The organism is Oscillospiraceae bacterium (genome assembly GCA_015065085.1).
Lineage (GTDB): Bacteria > Bacillota > Clostridia > Oscillospirales > SIG627 > SIG627.
This window is the reverse complement of sequence record SVQW01000001.1, coordinates 348648-369842: the sequence shown is the minus strand read 5'-3', so window position 1 is coordinate 369842 and position 21195 is coordinate 348648. Positions and strand designations below refer to the sequence as shown.

General features: G+C 40.4%; 14 protein-coding genes and 1 tRNA gene. 3 read left to right on the top strand and 12 right to left on the bottom strand.

The features are described 5' to 3' along the window. Positions 1 to 54: 54 nt before the first annotated feature. From E7588_01680 to E7588_01670, 3 genes are all read right to left on the bottom strand, one after another. Positions 55 to 516 carry a hypothetical protein gene (locus tag E7588_01680; protein ID MBE6687968.1) on the bottom strand — a complete coding sequence of 154 codons (462 nt, stop codon included), beginning with the start codon at positions 514 to 516 and terminating at the stop codon, positions 55 to 57. A 330-nt stretch (positions 517 to 846) separates the two neighbouring features. After that, positions 847 to 1725, bottom strand: coding sequence for a Gfo/Idh/MocA family oxidoreductase (locus tag E7588_01675; GenBank protein ID MBE6687967.1), 879 nt, complete (start codon positions 1723 to 1725; stop codon positions 847 to 849). Between the two features lie 11 nt (positions 1726 to 1736). Further along, entirely contained in the window at positions 1737 to 2807 is a 1071-nt protein-coding gene (locus tag E7588_01670; protein ID MBE6687966.1) for a Gfo/Idh/MocA family oxidoreductase, read from the bottom strand. Between the two features lie 144 nt (positions 2808 to 2951). Here E7588_01670 and E7588_01665 point away from each other — a divergent pair, with 144 nt between their 5' ends. Further along, positions 2952 to 3785, top strand: a complete 834-nt coding sequence (locus tag E7588_01665; GenBank protein ID MBE6687965.1) for an AraC family transcriptional regulator — start codon at positions 2952 to 2954, stop codon at positions 3783 to 3785. A 69-nt stretch (positions 3786 to 3854) separates the two neighbouring features. Here the strand turns inward: E7588_01665 and E7588_01660 are convergent, their stop codons facing one another. Beyond that, positions 3855 to 5615, bottom strand: a complete 1761-nt coding sequence (locus tag E7588_01660) for a Na+/H+ antiporter NhaC family protein (GenBank protein ID MBE6687964.1) — start codon at positions 5613 to 5615, stop codon at positions 3855 to 3857. Positions 5616 to 6305: 690 nt separating this feature from the next. On the opposite strand from E7588_01660, the gene E7588_01655 reads away from it, so the two are divergent. After that, on the top strand, positions 6306 to 7313 hold the full coding sequence (locus E7588_01655) for a helix-turn-helix transcriptional regulator (protein ID MBE6687963.1): 1008 nt from the start codon (positions 6306 to 6308) through the stop codon (positions 7311 to 7313). 281 nt (positions 7314 to 7594) lie between these two features. Here the strand turns inward: E7588_01655 and E7588_01650 are convergent. The 4 genes from E7588_01650 to E7588_01635 form a co-directional block, all read right to left on the bottom strand. Further along, positions 7595 to 7670, bottom strand: a tRNA-Thr gene (locus tag E7588_01650). Positions 7671 to 7726: 56 nt separating this feature from the next. Beyond that, positions 7727 to 8356, bottom strand: coding sequence for a formate/nitrite transporter family protein (locus E7588_01645; GenBank protein MBE6687962.1), 630 nt, complete (start codon positions 8354 to 8356; stop codon positions 7727 to 7729). Then, positions 8353 to 9015 (bottom strand): HD domain-containing protein, encoded by a 663-nt coding sequence (locus tag E7588_01640; protein MBE6687961.1) that lies wholly within the window; start codon positions 9013 to 9015, stop codon positions 8353 to 8355. The genes E7588_01645 and E7588_01640 overlap by 4 nt, the downstream gene beginning before the upstream one ends. Before the next feature lie 649 nt (positions 9016 to 9664). Then, positions 9665 to 10951, bottom strand: coding sequence for a hypothetical protein (locus E7588_01635; GenBank protein MBE6687960.1), 1287 nt, complete (start codon positions 10949 to 10951; stop codon positions 9665 to 9667). A gap of 254 nt (positions 10952 to 11205) precedes the next feature. On the opposite strand from E7588_01635, the gene E7588_01630 reads away from it, so the two are divergent. Next, on the top strand, positions 11206 to 13443 hold the full coding sequence (locus tag E7588_01630; protein MBE6687959.1) for a hydratase: 2238 nt from the start codon (positions 11206 to 11208) through the stop codon (positions 13441 to 13443). Between the two features lie 48 nt (positions 13444 to 13491). Here the strand turns inward: E7588_01630 and E7588_01625 are convergent, their stop codons facing one another. From E7588_01625 to E7588_01610, 4 genes are all read right to left on the bottom strand, one after another. Next, positions 13492 to 16497: a hypothetical protein gene (locus E7588_01625; GenBank protein MBE6687958.1), complete on the bottom strand. Its 3006-nt coding sequence runs from the start codon at positions 16495 to 16497 to the stop codon at positions 13492 to 13494. A gap of 155 nt (positions 16498 to 16652) precedes the next feature. After that, positions 16653 to 17765: a sn-glycerol-3-phosphate ABC transporter ATP-binding protein UgpC gene (gene ugpC, locus E7588_01620; protein ID MBE6687957.1), complete on the bottom strand. Its 1113-nt coding sequence runs from the start codon at positions 17763 to 17765 to the stop codon at positions 16653 to 16655. Positions 17766 to 18018: 253 nt separating this feature from the next. Continuing rightward, positions 18019 to 20163 carry an RNA-binding transcriptional accessory protein gene (locus tag E7588_01615; protein ID MBE6687956.1) on the bottom strand — a complete coding sequence of 715 codons (2145 nt, stop codon included), beginning with the start codon at positions 20161 to 20163 and terminating at the stop codon, positions 18019 to 18021. A 121-nt stretch (positions 20164 to 20284) separates the two neighbouring features. Beyond that, positions 20285 to 21157 (bottom strand): hypothetical protein, encoded by an 873-nt coding sequence (locus E7588_01610; protein MBE6687955.1) that lies wholly within the window; start codon positions 21155 to 21157, stop codon positions 20285 to 20287. Between the last annotated feature and the right edge of the window lie 38 nt (positions 21158 to 21195).

Sequence of the window (21195 nt, the reverse complement as noted above, 5' to 3'; positions counted from 1 at the left end):
TTACTCCTTTCTTATTTACGAAATAATTATATACTAAATCTTCAACTCAACCTATTACCACCTTCTTCTGTCGTTCCTTGCTCTAAACATTTTCTCCTTAATTGCAATACGATAGTCTTCATCAGACACTATGTAGCAATTATTCTTGTTATCTATGGTTTTACTAATTGTCACAACAGACCATTCTTCTTTACCGGTAGGAGAATTGATTCCCATTCTGATTAATTCTGCTTGAATTTGCAATAAACTCAAGCCTTGAATGCACATCTTATACATCCACCTAATTATTTCCGCTTCATCTTCTTTGATGTATACTATGCCTTTGTCATCTCTTACAAAACCGTACGAAATTCTACCGAATGTTCTTGATTCATATAAACCTAATTTTGTCATTTTATTATCCTCCATTTCCTTTCCATTTTCACATTTACATTTTAAATTCATTTCATTGTCAATTCCAGTTTTCATTTCATCACCCTCATTATTAAAATTACTTCCAATTTTATTTTGCAACATTTTTTCATTCTCTTCATTCCTCCTTTCCGCAAACAAAAAAACACATTTTGATTTCACTCAAAATGTGTTTTGAAATTCTATATAAAATTTAAAAGTTAAGCATACTCATATTTAAACACTTTTTTCAATCCACCAAGCTCGACTTTGTCTTGTGCAACTTTTCTATTTTATCTCGCCTGATTTTGTTTGCTTTTGCCAACATTCATTCTAAACCTATGCATTCTCAGGTTAATTAACTATGTTAATTAATTATAACACAATACAATATTTTTTTCAATATATTCCGAGCAATTATAATAAAAAGCGAGACGGAATCCGTCTCGCTTTTTATTATTCCACAGTCACTTCTTTATTCAGCTTTAACGACTTATCAATCGCATCAATAACATAAACGGGTTTAACCATCTTTTCGAAAGAAAGAGGTTTTTTTCCTGTTTTCAGCATTTCTGCAAACTTTTCGAACCCAAGCTTGTAGATGGTTGAAATGTCCAAAGTGACATTGAAGCTCTTTTTATCGCCGTAAACAGTAAGCATGTAATCAGGTGAAGGCACAAAATTAAGCGTAACCTGGAAACTGTCATATTTTGCAATCACAGAAATACGGTTACTTAATGTTTTTGAAGCTATAACACTCTTTATATCATAGCCGAAAACCGTAAGCATAATTTCCACAGCATGAGAAGCATAGAAAAATATGCCGTCATAAATGCTTTCTGTGTCACCGGGAAAATTAAGATTACCACCAAGAACATTACCAAAAAATCCGGAGTTAGTACGGTTAACTGCTGTAAGTACATCATAGCAGTACTTCACGGTTGAACCGCCCGTAATAAGCGTATTGTGCCGCTCACACGCAGCCTTAAGCATTTTGACATCCTCAATGCTTGCAGCGATAGGCTTATCTATCCAGACCGGCATTCCGGCAGCCACAAACGGTAAAATATCCGCTACATGGTACGAACCGCGTCGGTAGACTACCATCACCGCATCAACTTTACCGAAGAAATCCTCCAATTGATTGGCGATAAACTCTATTTTACCCTGCTCAGCAACTTCTTTTGTGTGTGCGGGGTCATCATCTTTGCCGTATATAGCAGTTATTCTTATATCATCAAAATTATAACTTCCGTCGTCATTCGGAATGTTACATAATTTTGAAAAAGCAAGTGCGTGAGAATTATCCGAACCTAAAATACCTACTCTTATCATAACTTCACCTATTAATACTCAATTGACAGAGGGTTCTGGGCATGAACAGTTTCAATTATTCCGATAAGCTTAGCGAACATTTCAGGCTTGAGAACAAGTTCTGCCCCCTGGGTCAGATGCGCATAGATGTTTTGATATACACCGTTTACCGCGACGTCGAATGCTGTGCCCACAACTTCGCCTTCTTCTTCATGGAAGTTAAGCTTTTCTGAACAATAAATAGGATTGTACTCTTCGTCATGAATAAATTCTTCAATAACGGGTCTTTCAGGGTTTTCACCTTCAACTATGTACTTATACTTGTATTTCTGAGTTGTGGTTTTAAGCGTACCCTTAGTGCCTATTACTTTGAGATTATAGTCGCTGTAAGCATCGGAAGAGTTAATTTCTATATCAACAACAGGTTTTCCGGGAGCGGTAAGAATAATCTTTGCTATATCTTCCGCATCGCCACTGGTCATCGCACGTGAGAGCTTGGAATAAACAACCTGAATGTCGTCACCGAAATCAAGGAAGTCCATAGCAAGGCCGAGAGGATGAGGACCTGTATTATATACGTTACCGCCCATTCTCTTCTGGAGAGTCTGCCAATCCCAACGACGGGAAAATCCGCTGTAATGAATGTTAACGATCTGAGGTTCACCTATTACACCGCTGTCTATCACAGACTTTGCATGTGTGTAGAAAGGTGCAAGCATGGTCTGCTGGAAAACACAAAGCATAACATTATTTTCCTTAGCCGTCTTAATAAGGTCATCGCATTCATATCTGTTACGCGCCATAGGCTTTTCCACCAGTACGTTTTTACCGTGCTGAAGCAGATCCTTGGTAATAGAATAATGCATATCTGAATAAGAGGAGTTTACCACAAGGTCGATGTCTTTGATATCATAAAGGCTCTCATAGTTTTCAAAGACAGTGCAACCATCGTACTCATTTTTGGCAATTTCACGTCTTTTTTCATTTGCATCAACCACGTACTTGACAACGTAATGGTCGTTGAGCTCTGACTTGAAATATTTGCCGTGAATACTTCTGCCGCTTCTGCCCTGACCGATAATGGCAACATTAAGTTTTTTCATAGGTCTCTCCTTAAATAATTGATTTTACGCACATAGTATAACATTCAAGACTATAAATGACAACACAAAAACTACAAAAAACATTGCAAAAACTCAACTCATGTGTTATAATTAGTGTATTATTACATTATAGGCGGAAGATTTATGAGTCAACACACTTCACATTTCAGCATAATGGATGAAAACTTTAAATTCAATCATTCTTATATACCTTCTCCGAACAACAACGACTTCTGTTTTCATACACACGACAATACCGAAATTTTATTTATAAAGCGTGCAAACGGTTGTCACGTAATTGAAGACAGAGAATATCCACTTTCAGAGCTTGACCTCGTACTCGTTCCTCCGGCTACTTATCACCACCTGAGGTTTTATGACAATTCGCCGTATGAACGTTATAACGTGATCTGCACTTCAGAATTCTACAGTGACATAGATATACAAAAAGTGTATCGCAATATAACCGTGATTAACTGTACTCACCACAATATTATAACCGATATTTTTAAAAAAGCAGACTACTACGTACAAGTTTTACCGCCGAAAGATTGCAAACAGGTCTTGAAGTTACTCATAAAGGAGTTATTTTTCAACCTTAGTATATACGATGGGACGGCAGGAACTCAGCCCAATTTTGTAAGTTCAACACTTTCACGGGCAATAGAGTTTATTAACGAAAATCTTTACAACATCGAAACGGTAAGCGATGTAAGCAACGCACTGTACATAACCGATAGCTACCTTTATGAGATTTTCAAAACGCAGCTTAAAACAAGCCCCAAAAAGTATATTACCGCCAAACGCTTGCATTCCGCAAAGAATGCACTTTCGAACGGCGAAAAGCCTATGGAAGTATACGGAAAATTCGGTTTTGGCGACTATGCATCTTTCTACAGAAGTTATGTGAGATTCTTCGGTCACTCTCCTTCTGAGGAAAAAGAAGCAAAATTTACTGATGCGAAATTCGGAATGTAAACCCTATAAAAAGAAATCCCCTCAGCAATTTTTGCCGAGGGGATTTTCACGTTGTCGTTATAATACAGATTAGTCAGCCTTTTTTGAGGTCAGTCCCTTGATAGCAAAGAGTGTTGCAATCATAAGTATAATTGCGATAGGAAGAACGATAAGTGCATTGGGAACAAAACCTGCGATTATGTAAGAAACAAAGGAAACAGCTGCAACGGTAAGAGCGTAAGGGAGCTGTGTGGAAACGTGGTTTACGTGGTCACACTGCGCACCGGCGGAAGCCATAATAGTGGTGTCAGAAATGGGAGAGCAATGGTCGCCGCAAACAGCACCTGCCATACAAGCAGATATTGCAACAACAGTTGTAGGATTGGTAATATCCCCCAGTGCAGCGATAACAATGGGAATGAGGATACCGAATGTTCCCCAAGAAGTACCGGTGGAGAAAGAAAGTCCAACAGCTATAAGGAATATAATAGCGGGCAGGAAGTTGATAAGTGCGCCTGCGGAGCTTCTAACAAGTTCGGCAATGAACACCTTCGCGCCAAGGCTGTCAGTCATACCCTTAAGAGTCCAAGCAAAAGTAAGAATGAGAATAGCGGGCACCATTGCCTTGAAGCCTTCGGGAAGACATCCCATACATTCGGTAAATTTAACAACTCTGAGACGAATAGCAACAAAGTAAATAACATTAAGTATAATAGCAACAAGCGAACCAAGTGCAAGACCAACAGAAGCATCACAGCTTGAGAAAGAAGTAATTATGTTGTGATAGCATTCGGTGTTTGCAACATCGAAAAATCCGCCGGAATAAATCATACCTATCATGCAGCAGATGATAAGAACCGCAACAGGAATGATAAGGTCAATTACCTTTCCTCTAGCATTGCCATCGGCCATTGCTTCAGCTTCTTCAACCTTTTCATTGAGCGTAGTGAACAGGTCACCCTTTTCCTCCGCGTTCTTTTCATGTGTACGCATCGGGCCAAAATCAAACTTGCAAACAGCAAGTATAATCATCATGATAATCGTAAGAATTGCGTAGAAGTTGAAAGGTATAGCGCTTATAAACAGTTGGAGTCCCTGTCCCTCGGGTGCGAAGCCGGAAACAGCTGCAGCCCAGGAAGAAATGGGAGCAATTATACAAATGGGAGCTGCGGTGGCATCAATGAGATATGCGAGCTTAGCGCGGGAAACCTTCTTGGAATCTGCAACGGGGCGCATAACACTACCAACTGTAAGACAGTTAAAATAGTCATCAACAAAAATCAGACATCCGAGTGCGATAGTGGCTAACTGAGCGCCAAGTCTTGTTTTGATGTGAGTCTTTGCCCATCTGCCGAACGCGGCAGAACCGCCCGCTTTGTTCATCATGGCAACAAGTGTACCGAGAAGAACCAAGAATATAAGTATGCCTACATTGTAAGAATCGGCAAGACTCGCAACGAAGCCATTGTTAAGAACGTGCATGAAAGTTCCTTCAAGATTGAACATTGCATACATAAGACCGCCGGAAAGAATACCAACGAAGAGTGAAGAATAAACTTCTTTTGTTATTAGCGCAAGAACGATTGCAATAACAGGGGGAAGAATAGACCATATAGTGGCGTAAACAGGTGTTACATCCTCACGAATCTGTTCAACAGCCTGCTTGTAGTTTGTTTCTACGTCAGGGTCATTGGTGACCGCAGAATCGTAATTATCAACATATGTCTGTGCCAATGTGCCGAGATCATCTTCGAGACTTGCTTCGAGGTTTTCAACAGCGTAAACAGCGTAACCGGGAAGTTCATCGGTCACCTCTTCAGTAGCGAATGCAAATGTGTTAAAGAAGCACATTACACAAACAACCAAAGCAAGAAACGCTGCGATTCTTTTGCTTTTCAACATGTTTTTTCCTCCAAAAAAGTTTTTTAAAATGGATTTAATGAATTATACGCTTTTTCGACAAAAATGTCAATAAAATCCATGTGTTTTTCACACTTTGTTAACATATAGTGCTTCAAATAGAGATAAAAGACGAAAAATGGTGCGGAAGCAAAAATTACACACATTGTAAAATAAATGGTAGAAAAAAACAAGCCCTTATCTGCGGAAGTAAAATGCGCAGACAAGGGCTTGTAAACATTTGGAGCTGGTGATGCGACTTGAACGCACGACCTTTTGATTACGAATCAACAGGTCTAAATAGCCCATTTGACACTCTTAATATTGGTCTTTACAACGTTTTTTTCGGTCGGCATTGGCCGAAACGGTAATTAATGAACGAAAATCTCGCCATTAGGTGCTATTGATTACGTATTTATTGTATAATAAGATTATGAACATTTCAAGGCAGATTGAAATATTCACATTTTTGTTCTATAATTAGTTAAAAGAAATTTTTAAACAGTTCGATAAATTTTGAATAGGTCGAACTGTTAGAAATACTTGAATTTAACTCCACCATACCAAAAATGGGAGGTGGCTTGACAGTCCATTGACGGCTAAGCTTGCTTGCCGTAGAATGATGGGCGGAGGTGAACCGATATGACTGATAAAAAAACATTCGGCTCGTTTATAAAAGCCAAACGAACTGAGAACAATTACTCACAAAAGGATTTGGCAGAAATGCTGTTTGTTACCGAGGGTGCGGTGAGCAAATGGGAACGAGGTGTGTCATATCCCGATATTACTTTGATTTCCGATATTTGCCGTGTCCTTGACATAAGCGAACACGAATTGATTACCGCATCAACAGATACGAACACGCGGAAGATGCAGCACGAAGCACGGAAATTCCGCGTGATTCGTGGCACATGGTTTTGGGTTCCTACTATCTCCTATACCGTTGCATTGCTGACCTGCTTTATTTGCAATCTTGCAGTAAACCACACTCTTTCCTGGTTCTTTATTGTGTTGGCCGCATTGATTTGTGCCTATACATTTGTACCAACAGTGACTTGTTTTTTTGAGACAAAGAAACTTCTTGCATTTACTGTTTCAACATACCTGTCTATTTGTTTACTTTTGTTCGCTTGTGCAGTATATACGAATGGTTTATCGTGGTTTTTAACTGCCTGCATAGGCATCTTGATGGGGTATGTACTATTGTTTGAGCCTATCTTGTTATCAAAAACAAATTATTTTCGCTATAAGTTCATCATTTCCTTTACAGTCACACTTGTATTGACAGTTTTGATGATGATACACATCCGTATCTGGCAGTCGTTTGTGCTTGGTAAAGCAATTCTAATGGCTGTATACGGCTTTGTACCTGTAATTGCTTGTGCGGTGATATGTGCCTTCCGTTTTAACGCATTTCTTAAAACGGGAATCTGTACCGCCGTCAGTGGAATTACGCTCTATTATGCAAATCATGTGGCAACAGTCTTGTTTGGCACATCTTCCAGCAATTCCTATCAAGTAGATTTCCGCAACTGGGAACAATGCTTAAACGGAAATGTTCAACTCATAGTGTTATTATCATTTTTGTTTGTTAGTGCCGTCTTTTTTGCAATAGGATTCTTTAGAGTTATAAGAAACAATAGACGATAAATTCCAATTTGTCGAACAGATGAGAGCGGAGGATTTTCCTCCGCTCTTGTTATATTTCGGGAACAATCGACAGTAAAATATAACAAACAAATCCAAATGGAAAGAATATAGAAAGGCAGGAAAAAAGATGGTCGGAAAGAAAAAGGCAACTGAAAGGACGGTTTGACAACAAGGTTATGAGACTTGTATGTCAAACTTTACTTTCTACCAATTGATTACACAAAAAACAAACCCCTTTCTGCGATTGTAAAAACCGCAAAAAGAGGCTTGTTATAAGGATTTGGAGCTGGTGATGCGACTTGAACGCACGACCTTTTGATTACGAATCAAATGCACTACCGACTGTGCTACACCAGCATATGAGTGGGCAAGATATGCCCACTCGGGTATTATATCACAAAACGTGTATTGTGTCAAGATTTTTTAACATTTTTTCCTAAAAATTTGTAGAGGGAAAATACAATAGACCCCGCTGCGTTTCCGAGCACAGTAACCGTAATGCAATACAAAATTGTTAATGTCGGTGTTCCGGCGAGTGTAAAGTAAAACATATTAGCAATTGAATGCTCAAATCCGCAGATTATGAATAATGGCACAGCAAGGAACATTCCCAAAAATTTAGCGGGAGATTCCTTAGTTTTGTGGAACTCTACCGCAACAAACATCATAATGCCGCAGAAGAACGAAAGCACAAAATTCTGGAAAAGGCTTTCAGATATTTTAACAGTGCACAGTGTCTGTGCTACTTCAACCAAGCCGGGTTTAACAAAGGCTGTGAGATTACCCATAATGAGGCAACCGGTCAAATTACCGAGTAAAATTACAAGCAAGTCAGTGATATATGAAATTCCTTTAAAAAGGGCATATCCAACCCTACCCGTAAACAAGCAGAAACCAAATTCACATATTGTAAAAAGACCGAGCGTAAATATCAGAGCACCAACAAATTTCACATCACTGGCGAGATAGACGAATCCGCCAAAGGAAACCATAGCACCTCCATATATGGCCTTTATGTATAATTTTAAATATTTACGTATCATAACAGCACATTCCCATTTATAATTAATCTGAAGCGAAGTTTGAAAAATTCTGCAGCTTTTGTGCAAAGAATCATTCTGTCCAGGAATATTTCAAAATATTCCATAACTGAGCAAATTGCAGGATCAACAGTTAAAAGCAAAGATATTTCCTTTTTATCCATATCAAGTTCAACTTCAGATTTTTCAACTGCGAAATTAACTCTGTCATGAATATCTTCCGAAATTTTCGCACCTTTTCGTACTCTTGTGCGGCGCACATCTGTTTTATCCCCGAGTATGACGGCGGCGGCAATGGCGTTTACAGGAAAACCTGTGCCTTCATCGTGGTTTCCTATTGCGGTAACAACACTGGCAACATCTTTGGGCGTCATACCAATTTTATCCAAAATACGGAACGCCATAATTGCACCGCTTTGAGCGTGTTCAGCACGATTAACGACATTACCTATATCATGCATGTATGCGGCGATTTTTGCAAGTTCAACTGTACGTTCGTCATAACCCAGCTCTTGAAGTATGTATTCGACAACGCTGACGCACTTTCCCACATGAGCAAAAGAATGCTCGGTGTATCCTATTGCATCAAGAGATTTATCAGCTTCCGAGATATAAATATTAATTTCTTCGGAAGCTTTAATTTGTTCAAAAGTAATCATAATTATCAGCTCCACAGCACAATCTTTGTTTCTATTATACCATCTGATGCATGTTTTGTCAATATAAAAATCCGCCAAAGGCGGATTTTTATATAATCAAAGTATTCGGATTACAAATTCACTATTGCACAAAGGACATTTAACAGTATGTTTGCCTCTTTTGCGTGTCATACGTAATCTTGCACGGCATTTGGGGCAAGTGCGATACAGCACCCTGTTTCTGTAGCGAACAGAGTTATAAAGTTGTTTAGCTCGGTTGATAAGCTTGTTAAAAAGCATCATAAACTTATCATTTTCACTTTTTCGTTTATAGATATTTTTTGAAAACATTCTGAAGAAGGCATATACAAGCAATAAGCATTGTAATGTTGAAATGATAACATCGCTTGCAATACCCTTAAAAAAGAGTTGAGCCAGGGACAGCAACAAATACAGGCAAAATAATGCGATGTTAAGCTGATCATTGCCGTACATACTTTTTAAAAGCTCAATAATTCTGTGTCTTAAATTCATTTTTACCACCATTATCATGTTATGTGCATATTATTCTAACACTCATATTTTAATGATGTAATAAAAAATTATAAATATTGAGACAACATATTTTTAAAATAAATATGTGCGGACAAAATGTCCGCACATACAAAGTGAATTATTTTTCGAGCACGTATTCAATATCAAAAGCTTCTTCCGATGTTTTCTGAACACGGTAAAGAACAGCATCGGCAGGCTCGAGGTTCAACTTGATCTCGTTTGCGGATTCTGCGATGACGTACTGTTTTCCGCTTTCCTTGCAAACCTCATACAATCTAAAATAATCTTTAAGCTTGATTTCGGCAGGACGACGGCGTATATAGTCACGATTCATAATCATTATATACTTATTACCTTCACAATCAGAAAACTCTGCTGCTGAAATTCTATTCGGAAGTTCGCCGTCAAAAATACCGCTGTCTGCTATATTATCACAGTAATTCGAGCGGAATTTCGGGTCATCCTTAAGTACCTCGGGAGAATGGTAAACAGCATCGCTTTCCACGGACATAAGAACAGGAGACCACATAAGTATCTGGCGGTTAAGCTTCTTCACATCTTCAAAATATTCACCTTTACTTCCGTCAGCTCTGCAAACAATGCCGTTTGTAATATTGTAATACTGAAGACCTTTTGTGCCGTAAAGTAATGAGAGATAAACCTGGTCACGGATATGACGGAAGTTAACGCCAAGCATACTGCCGTCAACCACGCTTAAATCTCCCGAAGACTGGAAATAAAACCACATCGGCATCTTCTTCTGGCGGCAAAGACGTCTCATTACAAACAAATCCTTGTAAATGTTCTTCTGATCGATTTGATCTGTTTCGTTCAAACCGCGTATACAGTAAAAATCCAACGAGAGGACATTAGGCTCAATTGTTTTACAATATCTGTCCATATATTCGTCAAACAGGTCGTTTTCATAACGATACTCCTTATTGTAACTGGGAATAGCCACAACAAAAGGAAGTCTTTCGGGGTCAAGCTTCTCCATGATGTCAACCTGTGCACGAGCTTTTTCAATATCAGACTGGTAGTACGGCTCGTCCCAAACATAATAGCCTACTATATGACGGTATTTCTTGGTGAATTTTACATATTCCTCAAGATCTGCCATGTCAATAACCTTTTCGCGGGTTTCCTGGAATCCGCCAAAGTGACGCCAGTCCTGAATCATAATATCCATTCCCACTTCCTCAGCTATGGGAATAGCTCTGTCCAACTCTTCGGAGGTAGCCCATCCGAATTCAAGCATATTGAAACCTGCTTCTTGAGCATTAAGAAAACCTATCTTCTGGTTTTCATCCGTAACACCGTTAAAAGCTGAAAAGATAAACTTATCCTGCTTCCAGGGGCGCACGGGATTACCAAGAGGGTGACGTTTAATAATCTTCTTTTCCATTTTGCTGTCCTTTCAGTAAAATACTTTAGTCAAAAAGTAAAATTATGTAATGCGCAAATTGTTTTCTATACTGTTAATTCTAGCACACCCATTTCAATTTGTCAACAGTTTTTCATGTAATTTTTTGCCTTACTATCACTAATATTAAAATTTTGTTCCTGAGGTATTTCATTTATTACATTGCTGTTCTTGACTTTTATTCTGTTTTAGTGTATAATAGCAATGTTTATATTTAACTTCCGGAGGAATACAAAGTGGTCAAAATTTTAGATGGCGGTGTGTTTTATCACAATGGTGGCATCGCCGAAGCAAATGATATTACAAAAGGTATAATAGGTAACCCGGATGAGCTCAGAAAATGTACGCTCTCCTACCCTATTCTTCAAAAGCACAACATATCCGATAACGACAAGAAGCTCAAAATCAAATTTGATGCCATGGCTTCTCACGACATAACTTATGTTGGTATTATCCAGACCGCCCGTGCAAGCGGATTGGATAAGTTCCCGATCCCGTACGTTTTGACAAACTGTCACAATAGCTTATGTGCGGTTGGCGGAACAATAAATGAAGACGACCACATGTTCGGTCTTTCTGCTGCAAAAAAATACGGAGGCATGTATGTTCCCGCACATATAGCGGTTATACACCAGTACATGCGCGAGGTAATGAGCGGATGCGGTAAAATGATACTCGGTTCCGACAGCCATACACGCTATGGTGCTTTGGGTACCATGGCTATCGGAGAAGGCGGTCCGGAGCTTGTAAAACAGCTTTTGAACAAAACATATGATATAAATGCCCCTCAGACGGTGTGTGTTTATTTACACGGGGACGTTCAGAACGGTGTAGGTCCGCAAGACGTAGCGCTTGCGATCATAAAAGCAGTGTTTCCAAATGGGTTCGTTAAAAACAAAATTCTCGAATTTGTCGGCCCCGGTATAAAAAATCTTCCGATTGAATTCAGAAACGGCATAGATGTAATGACGACTGAAACAACTTGCCTCTCTTCAATATGGGAAACCGACAGTGTCGTTGAAAATTACTTAAAAATGATGGGACGTCCGGATGCTTATGCCGAAATGAAGGTGAAAACGGCATATTATGATTGCGGCGTTGATGTTAACCTATCTGCAATTAAGCCAATGATTGCACTTCCGTTCCATCCCAGCAACGCATTCACAATTGATGAATTCAAAAAGAATGCAGCCTACATCCTCAATGATGTCGAAAATAGTGCCATGTCGCAACTTGGTGTAAAGCTTGATTTGAAGAGCAAGCTGAAAAATGGCAAAATGATTATTGACCAGGGTGTAATAGCCGGATGTGCAGGCGGAACTTTTGATAATATGTGTGCCGCTGCCGCTATTCTTGCCGAATCTTCCATCGGAGCGGATGAATTTGCACTCAGTCTCTATCCCGCGAGCCAGCCCGTGTACATGGAGCTTGTAAAAAACGGATGTGCGGCTAAGCTTCTTGAATGTGGTGCAACCATACGCACTGCTTTCTGCGGTCCATGCTTCGGTGCAGGTGATGTACCTTCAAACAACGGTCTCAGCATACGTCATTCAACACGTAACTTTCCCAATCGTGAGGGATCCAAGCCCGGTGCAGGTCAGATTGCTTCGGTTGCTCTTATGGATGCACGTTCAATTGCCGCAACCGCAAGAAATAAAGGTGTTCTTACGCCGGCTACCGAGCTTGACATTGACCTTTCCGTTCCTCAGTATCATTTTGATGATAAGATATACCGCAACCGTGTTTACAACGGCATTGGCAAACCGGACAGCAATGTTGAATTAAAATTCGGTCCCAATATTACAGACTGGCCCAAAATGAGCGCGCTTACGGATGATTTACTTCTTAAAGTTGTAAGCATTATCACCGATCCGGTGACCACTACTGATGAGTTGATTCCATCCGGCGAGACTTCATCCTACCGTTCAAATCCACACAAGCTTTCTGAATTTGCACTTTCAAGAAAAGATCCCAAATACGTTCCCGCCGCAAAAGAAGTACGTTCACTGGAAGAAAAAAGAGTTTCGGGTGATATTCCGACTGAGTTGAGGTCTGTTTACGAGCTTATAAAATCTGTAAACCCAAATGCCGATGAATCAAAAATCGGCATTGGCAGTACAATTTTTGCAAACAAGCCCGGGGACGGCTCTGCACGTGAGCAAGCCGCTTCCTGTCAAAAGGTGCTGGGCGGCTGGGCAAATCTTGCACTCGAATATGCCACAAAACGTTATCGTTCTAACCTTATAAACTGGGGTATGCTTCCCTTTACAGTAAAAAATAATGTATTTGAGAATAATGACTTTATCTATATCCCTGACATTAAGAATTCTGTAAAAAATGCTGTAAATGACATAACCGCATATCTCATAAGAGGCTCGGAAGCTACCAAAATCAACCTTGTGCTAAGCGACCTCACACCCGACGAACGTGACATTATACTCGCGGGCTGTCTTATCAATTACTACAACGTTTAATAACGTATATACATAAAATCCCGGAGATATACTCTCCGGGATTTTTCTTTAAATCCTGAATTTTTCCACTTTGATTTTGTCTGATATATCGGCACATACCAGTGTTCTTTCGGGTATATCGACGTTAAGCTTATTGCAGTCGTTAACAATATTTACTGATTTAACATTATCCTTTGTCGACCAATCAGTATTGAGTATATATAATTTTGTTTTTTCGCCATCTTTCCAAACTGTCCAGAAAACTTCTCGGCTGAAATCCTCAACATAGACCCCGCCCAGCGTTTCGGATGAGAGCTTGGCAACCCATGCAGCGCAAAACTCACGGAATTTTTCGTGACCCGGGAAAGCCCAGATTGTAAATGTGTACACATATCCTTTGCCAATACTATTTCGTACAAGTAAAGGCAAGCCAGTATAAGTATCCCACGCAACAATTTCTGCACCACATAGTTCTACATCCGCCATATATGCCTTTCCGTCCTCTTCGGTGCTGTCGCTGGGCATTGCCGAAAGCTCAGGTTCAGGCATTTTTTCTTTTTCCTTGCAATTGTATTGACCACAATATTCTTCGCCTCTGCCAATCACTTTGACACCGCAGAATTCACTTAAATCTCCATCGTTCATAAGCATAAGATCATTCATATCAGCTAAGAAATCTCGTTTTATATGCTTACTGAACTGAGTAATACCGGTGAGCAATACACCGCCACCATTCACAAACTTTTTGAGCTTATCAACATCTTCCGGAATGGCAGTATTCCAACCGAGATTCAAAATTAGTTTGTAATTATTGAAGTAGTCAGCATCGGCTTCAATCGGAATACAGTCGAAATCACCGTATGGTGTACCCGAGAAAAAGAAGCGGCGTTTATCAAATTTCTGCCGAAACGGATGCGTGCTTGCACCGGGCATAAGAACATCAAGTACTTGACGGCATTTTTCAGGCTGTCCATGGCCCCAGGTCGGGTCATTGTTACCAAACAATCCCCAAACGCTGTAATGCGGATCCTGCTCGTAATCACAAATAAATCCGTTGAATGGTGCGGCATATCTTCCCTCGAGAAAAGCTATGTTTCTCACGCAATTTCCGTTTCTTGGATGAGTTTTAACAAATTTGAAGAAATTTCGGGACATATCTCGCTTGCCTTTTGTGAGGGCATCATCCCATGTCTGATGTTCTTCCTTCCACATTTCAAACAACGAATCTTCTTCATAAAGAGTGTTTGCCCCCATTACCCAAGGTTGCATGAGCGAAAGAAAATATAATCCGAGATGATTCTCGTGATATATCTGATGATTGTGCTGCATTGCAATATGTACGCCCCATCTGCCATTTCCTAATGCTTCCGAAGCAGGGCGTACCTGGCTAAGTAAAGTCATGGTATGTCCCACCATAGTTTCGGCGCGCACAAAATCAACACCCGCGATGTATGAATGTCGTACACCCCCAGAAGCATCACCGTATGCAACACAGTTTGAAACGGTGTGAGTTTCGTCAATATCCGCTTTCAAAAAACTTATAAACTTTTCTGTTGCTTCTTTCATGTCTTGTGATGCATGTGGTTCCTTAGGATCAAAAGCATAAACTTTACCGGGAAACTCATGTTTTCCGCAATCGCTGAACATTTCCCCAGCACCATTTATAAGACTTCCGTCCATGAATTTTTCACAGGCAGACACGTAAATACCATGGGTACGGCAAAACGCTCCCCATTTACGATATAAATCTTTTTTATTGTTTTTGTATTTGGCATCGTCGTTTGTGAAAGAAAGAAGACCTTGTCCTTCCTCTTCTTCCCCTTCTTTTACAACCGGATTATCTCTCATGAAGTCACGAAAAACAACATAATTACCAAGTCTTGTTCTGTGGGTATAATCCAGAAGCCAATCCATGTATCCGTTGTCGTCGTGTGGCACAACGGTCATATCGTAACCAACCTTGACAGGGTTCTTTTCTTCAGGAATATCGTATACATCGATCGCAGCAACGTTTTTAAGGCATTTAAACTTTAGCTTTCCACCATTGTCAGTCGGAATCTTGAATTCATTCCAACCCTGTATGCAATCGACAAACAGCTTATTTTTGCCGCAAGAAATCAATAAACGGTCATCACTTGCCGCAAAAACCTTACCCCAAATTGTCTCACCGACAAGTGCCCACTCAGGGATAGAAAGCTGTCCGTGAGTATATTCGCAGTTTCTTAAAGTAAGCTTTGATATACCTATTCCCAGATTGTCATTGAGATTTTTAAGAGTAAATGTATGACGACCGGGATTAACCTTAAAACGCCTCCAATCATCCTCCAAAAGCTGTAAAAAAGCGCCATGATTGCGGTAATAACGGGTAAAATCCATAATCTTTTTCCCGTCACAGCATAATTCAAGAGTAATATGTCCGTTCACCAATTCTTCTGTGATCATAGTACCTGGCTTTAATTCCGGTGCATCCGGGTTAAACTTAGCAGGAAGTGCCATAGCCACCAGATGAAGCAGTTGTTCGCAGTAGTCAGCACCAGAACTCATAACATTTGCATCCCATGTGATGCTTTGCCCCGGTTCAATCCAGGCAAGCTTCATTCGTTCCCAATAGTGGACTTGAACACCGAGTTTTTCAATATCAAATGTTTGCTCGCCATAGACAGGCTCAGGTCTGAACCAAAGATAATCTGTTTTAGTAATTACAACAGAGCAGTTTAGATACTTAGGACCCACCATAACATCAATTCTGCCGTTTTCAATAATTTCCGATGCATTGAAACTGAAGTCAAAATTCACCGTTTTAAGGTGGAATACAGTGTTTTCCCCGACATCGGCAACAAATCGCATAGCTGCAACACCGCGCTTAGTGCGTAGTCTCCAATTTGGTGAGGAGAGCTTCGTTTCCTTTGGAGTTTGTCCGGGACCGGATATAACAATAGGATAAAACAGTTGATAAGTTTCAAGTATTTCGCCGTTATCACATTCGAGGCATCCGTCCCAAATGTAAAACGGATGATAATGCCTTCTTGAATAAAGATACATATACCCAAAGTCAATTCTGAAATCGATTATCATTGTTAGACCTCCAAACTATAATAAAAGGATTATATCAGAAAATTATTATTAATTTATTAATGAATCCATAATAAAACTTTACGCATCTAATTTTCGAGCGGGCAAAAAAGACAGCTTCGTGATGAAGCTGTCTTTCATAATACACATATGTAATATTAGTGTACGACACACTTTTCAGTGTCCTTATCAAAGATATGAACACGGGACATATCAAATGCAACCTTAATAACATCGCCGGACTTAGCCTTGGAACGAGAAGAAACGCGAGCAATAATGTTCTGTTCTTCAGCAACCAAGTAAAGGTGAATTTCAGCACCCATAAGCTCGGTGATTTCAACATTAGCATCGATAACCCATTCAGAGAGAGAGGAAAGATACATAGGCTCGTCGTGGATACACTCGGGACGAACGCCCATGATGATTTCCTTTCCGACATAGTCAGCAAGCTCGGGGCAAGCTGATTTTTCGGCAGGAAGCTTAAGCTCGATTTCACCGAACTTAACAAAGTAATCTTCACCCTTCTTGATAAGAGTGGAATTTATAAAGTTCATCTGAGGTGTACCGATAAAGCCGGCAACGAAGATATTAACAGGGTTGTCATACAGATTTTGAGGAGAATCAACCTGCTGAATGAGACCATCTTTCATAACAACGATTCTGGAAGCCATAGTCATAGCCTCGACCTGGTCGTGAGTAACGTAGATGAAAGTAGTTCCCAGACGCTTGTGGAGCTTAGTGAGCTCTGTTCTCATCTGAGCACGGAGTTTAGCATCGAGGTTGGAAAGAGGCTCGTCAAGAAGGAACACCTTCGGTTCACGAACGATGGCACGTCCCAGTGCAACACGCTGTCTCTGACCACCGGACAGAGCCTTAGGACGTCTGTCAAGCAGATGAGCAATGTCAAGGATACGAGCAGCTTCTTCTACTCTTCTCTTGATTTCTTCCTTGGGGGTCTTGCGGAGTTTAAGACCGAACGCCATGTTCTCGAAAACGGTCATATGGGGATACAGAGCGTAGTTCTGGAACACCATCGCTATGTCTCTATCCTTAGGAGCTACATCGTTTACCAGGCGGTCGCCGATGAACAGTTCACCCTCAGTAATTTCTTCCAAGCCGGCAATCATACGAAGAGTGGTGGATTTACCGCAACCGGAAGGTCCTACGAGAATGATAAACTCCTTGTCTTTTATTTCCAGGCAGAAATCGCTAACAGCGGTAACACCGCCCGGATATTTCTTAAAAATGTGTTTTAAAGATACACTTGCCATTATTATCCTCCTTATATAGCTAAACGTGGCTCCGTTTTAACTTACAAACTTTAATGCATATATTTTAACAGAAAACAATGAATTTTTAAAGTGGTTTCATCAACAAACTTTCGGCACGCCTTTTGTGTATTATGCACAAATTATGTCACAACAATTAAATTTAGCCAATTTTTGTCGCTTATAAGGGGTGTTTTACGCTCCGAAAATTAGTTTTTTTATACATTTTACATAAAACAGCACTCAAAAAGCGGCTTTATTTTTTCATCGTGAGTGATATTCTTTTCTTGTTTAAATCAACGGACAGTATTTTGACGTTGACTATATCCCCAACAGATAGTACGTCACTCGGATGTTTTATATATTTTTCGGTGATTTGTGAAATATGAACCAATCCGTCCTGATGAACGCCAATGTCAACAAAAGCTCCAAAGTCACAGACATTGCGTACCGTTCCGACAAGTTCCATACCTTCTTTAAGGTCTTCCATATCAAGAACATCATCACGTAATATCGGCTGTGCAAAGTCATCTCTTATATCTCGTCCGGGCTTTTCAAGTTCCTTTATTATGTCTATGAGAGTCGGAGTACCGACGCCAAGCTTTTCCGCCACACCGTCTTTGCCCTCTTTTTCAACTTTTTCCATAAGACTACTTATTTTTCCGTATGCTACATCTTTTTCATCGTATCCAAACATTTCGAGTAGCTTGAACGCGGCATCATAAGATTCCGGATGCACACCGGTATTGTCCAACGGATTATCGCCAAAGGGTATACGCAGAAATCCCGCGCACTGTTCAAATGCCTTAGCGCCGATCTTCGGAACCTTCTTTATATCCTTTATGAAATCAAACTCACCATTTTCCTCGCGGTACTTCACAATATTTTTGGCTGCTGTTGCATTGATACCGGCAACGTAGGAAAGCAATGAATGACTCGCGGTATTAAGGTCAACACCGACAGTATTAACACAATCCTCTACAACGCCTCCAAGCACTTCGTTAAGTCTTGCCGGCTTCATATCATGCTGATACTGTCCCACACCGATAGCTTTAGGCTCAATTTTAACAAGTTCAGCCAAAGGATCCTGCATTCGGCGCGCGATGGAAACCGCACTTCGCTGCGTAACGTCAAAGTCCGGGAATTCCTCTGCCGCAAGCTTAGATGCCGAATATACCGAAGCGCCCGCTTCGGATACCATCATATACTTGATTTCAAGAGAATTATTCTTTATGAGGTTTGCCGCAAATATCTCGGTCTCCTTTGAAGCCGTACCGTTTCCTATTGCAAGCATATCAACATCATGCTTCTTTATAAGCTTCATAATTACTGCTTCGGCTTCTGCAATTTTTTCATACGGCTTAGCAGGATATATAACCGCAGTATCCAAAACTTTACCGGTTTTATCTACAACCGCCACTTTACATCCCGTACGATAACCCGGGTCAAGACCAATAACCGTCTTACCCTTGATAGGTGCCTGCATAAGTAGATTATGAAGATTGTCCGCAAAAACTACAATGGCACTTTCGCAGGCAGTCTCAAAAATATCGGAACGTATTTCACGTTCAATTGAAGGCTTTATCAAACGTGAATATGCATCATCTGCGGCGGTTTCAATGCATTTTGAAAAAATGGACTTACCGGTGATGCATTTATTGTACAAGTAGTTAAGAATCATGTAATCATCAATTTCCAGACTAACCTTGAGAAACTCCTCTTTTTCGCCTCTGTTGATTGCAAGAATTCTGTGTCCGGGAAGTTTTGAAACAGCCTCGGAATAATCATAATACATAGAATAAACAGAATCCTCTTCTTTTGCCTGCCTGGTCTTGATAACACCATAAGTAAAGGTCATACGTCGAATATCCTTGCGGAACTCGGCGTTGTCCGAAATATTCTCCGCTATGATATCCAGAGCCCCCGCAATTGCTTCATCCTCATTTGCGACGCCTTTTTCTTCATCGACATATTCGGAAGCAATATCATTGATGTCTCCGTTTGTCAATTCCTGAGCAAATATCAAATCAGCTAAAGGCTCAAGACCTTTTTCACGCGCCAACGAAGCACGTGTCTTACGATGGGGCTTGTACGGACGGTATATATCCTCGACTTCGGTAAGAGTTTCCGCCTTTTCCAAAGAAGCTATAATTTCATCGGTAAGCTTACCTTGCTCCTCAATGCTCGCTTTCACCTCTTCTTTACGCTTTTCAAGGCTTCTCAGGTAATTAAGGCGATCGCAAAGGTCTCGCAGCAGTTGATCATCAAGTGAACCTGTCACTTCCTTACGGTATCTGGCTATAAACGGCACCGTATTTCCTTCATCAAGAAGTTTCACGGCGTTTTCTGTCTGATACGGCTGAATTTTAAATTCTTCCGTTATTTTTTTCAAAATATCCATATCTTAAAGAAATATGCTCCTTCATAAGTTTTCAAACTGCTGAATATTATATTATAAATACCGATTTTTGTCAAGTGGTAAGTAAAAATATAAAGGCAGAGCATGCCGCTCTGCCTTTATATTATTCATAATCTTTAGGGTCGATTTCGCGGCCGCCTTGCGAGTGCGAGCATCCGCAAGAGTTACAACCGCTTCCTTCCTGCGGAAAGAATTCCTCAACCGGAAAATTCATCGCGCGGAACAGAGAGCATGCATCCTCAAAGCTTGCAGTGCTGTTACATTCCTTATCGGGAATTCGGTATTCACCGGCAGGGACAATAATCTGCGTTGCTCTCTGGAGACGGATCAACGCAAAAACGCCAAGACTGATAAATGCAGACTTTGCATCAGCTTTATCAATCACATCGCCATCGAAGCATGCACATACTTGATCCGGCATATCTTCTGTTGCACCTGCACATCCCACTTTGAGCGGACAGTTATCCACCACCTTGAGGTTAAGCACAATGGGATCCACAACATCAACAACAATCTGTGGCTGATGACCCGAAAAATAACCCGAATTTATGAGCGGAGAGGAACAGAATGTGGAGTTTACATCCGACTTGAATGTTGAAACATTGCTTTCGCCTCCGCACAGAACGGTTGTCTGGTCGTAAACTGCAACACCGGGAATTTCTCTAGGGTTTCCGTTAACACAACCCTCAAGCAAAACATAGAAGTAGTAACGTATTCTTACCTGGTAGTATCCACGATTAAACGGCATTTCATCCGGTGTTATTTTAAGCCAAATAACCTTAGCCATTTTGACCCTTACGTCATTTGAGGCTTCAAGTGTTTCATGAGCACGACCGGTCATATATATTTTGAGATCTTCAAGACACATCTGATCGCGACATGAATCAAAAATTTTATAAGTATCTATACAGCACACGTCGTTTTCAACGCAACTGTTACATGCAGATCTGTCGGATCTGCAGTTCTTTTCGTTCATATTGGTTTCCCCCTGAATAGAATTACACTTTCGTGTTA

Bases quoted from the DNA above. Each gene is read 5' to 3' on its own strand.
- E7588_01680 (MBE6687968.1), bottom strand. From the start codon at position 516: ATGTTGCAAAATAAAATTGGAAGTAATTTTAATAATGAGGGTGATGAA.
- E7588_01675 (MBE6687967.1), bottom strand. From the start codon at position 1,725: ATGATAAGAGTAGGTATTTTAGGTTCGGATAATTCTCACGCACTTGCT.
- E7588_01670 (MBE6687966.1), bottom strand. From the start codon at position 2,807: ATGAAAAAACTTAATGTTGCCATTATCGGTCAGGGCAGAAGCGGCAGA.
- E7588_01665 (MBE6687965.1), top strand. From the start codon at position 2,952: ATGAGTCAACACACTTCACATTTCAGCATAATGGATGAAAACTTTAAA.
- E7588_01660 (MBE6687964.1), bottom strand. From the start codon at position 5,615: ATGTGCTTCTTTAACACATTTGCATTCGCTACTGAAGAGGTGACCGAT.
- E7588_01655 (MBE6687963.1), top strand. From the start codon at position 6,306: ATGACTGATAAAAAAACATTCGGCTCGTTTATAAAAGCCAAACGAACT.
- E7588_01645 (MBE6687962.1), bottom strand. From the start codon at position 8,356: ATGATACGTAAATATTTAAAATTATACATAAAGGCCATATATGGAGGT.
- E7588_01635 (MBE6687960.1), bottom strand. From the start codon at position 10,951: ATGGAAAAGAAGATTATTAAACGTCACCCTCTTGGTAATCCCGTGCGC.
- E7588_01625 (MBE6687958.1), bottom strand. From the start codon at position 16,497: ATGATAATCGATTTCAGAATTGACTTTGGGTATATGTATCTTTATTCA.
- ugpC (MBE6687957.1), bottom strand. From the start codon at position 17,765: ATGGCAAGTGTATCTTTAAAACACATTTTTAAGAAATATCCGGGCGGT.
- E7588_01615 (MBE6687956.1), bottom strand. From the start codon at position 20,163: ATGGATATTTTGAAAAAAATAACGGAAGAATTTAAAATTCAGCCGTAT.
- E7588_01610 (MBE6687955.1), bottom strand. From the start codon at position 21,157: ATGAACGAAAAGAACTGCAGATCCGACAGATCTGCATGTAACAGTTGC.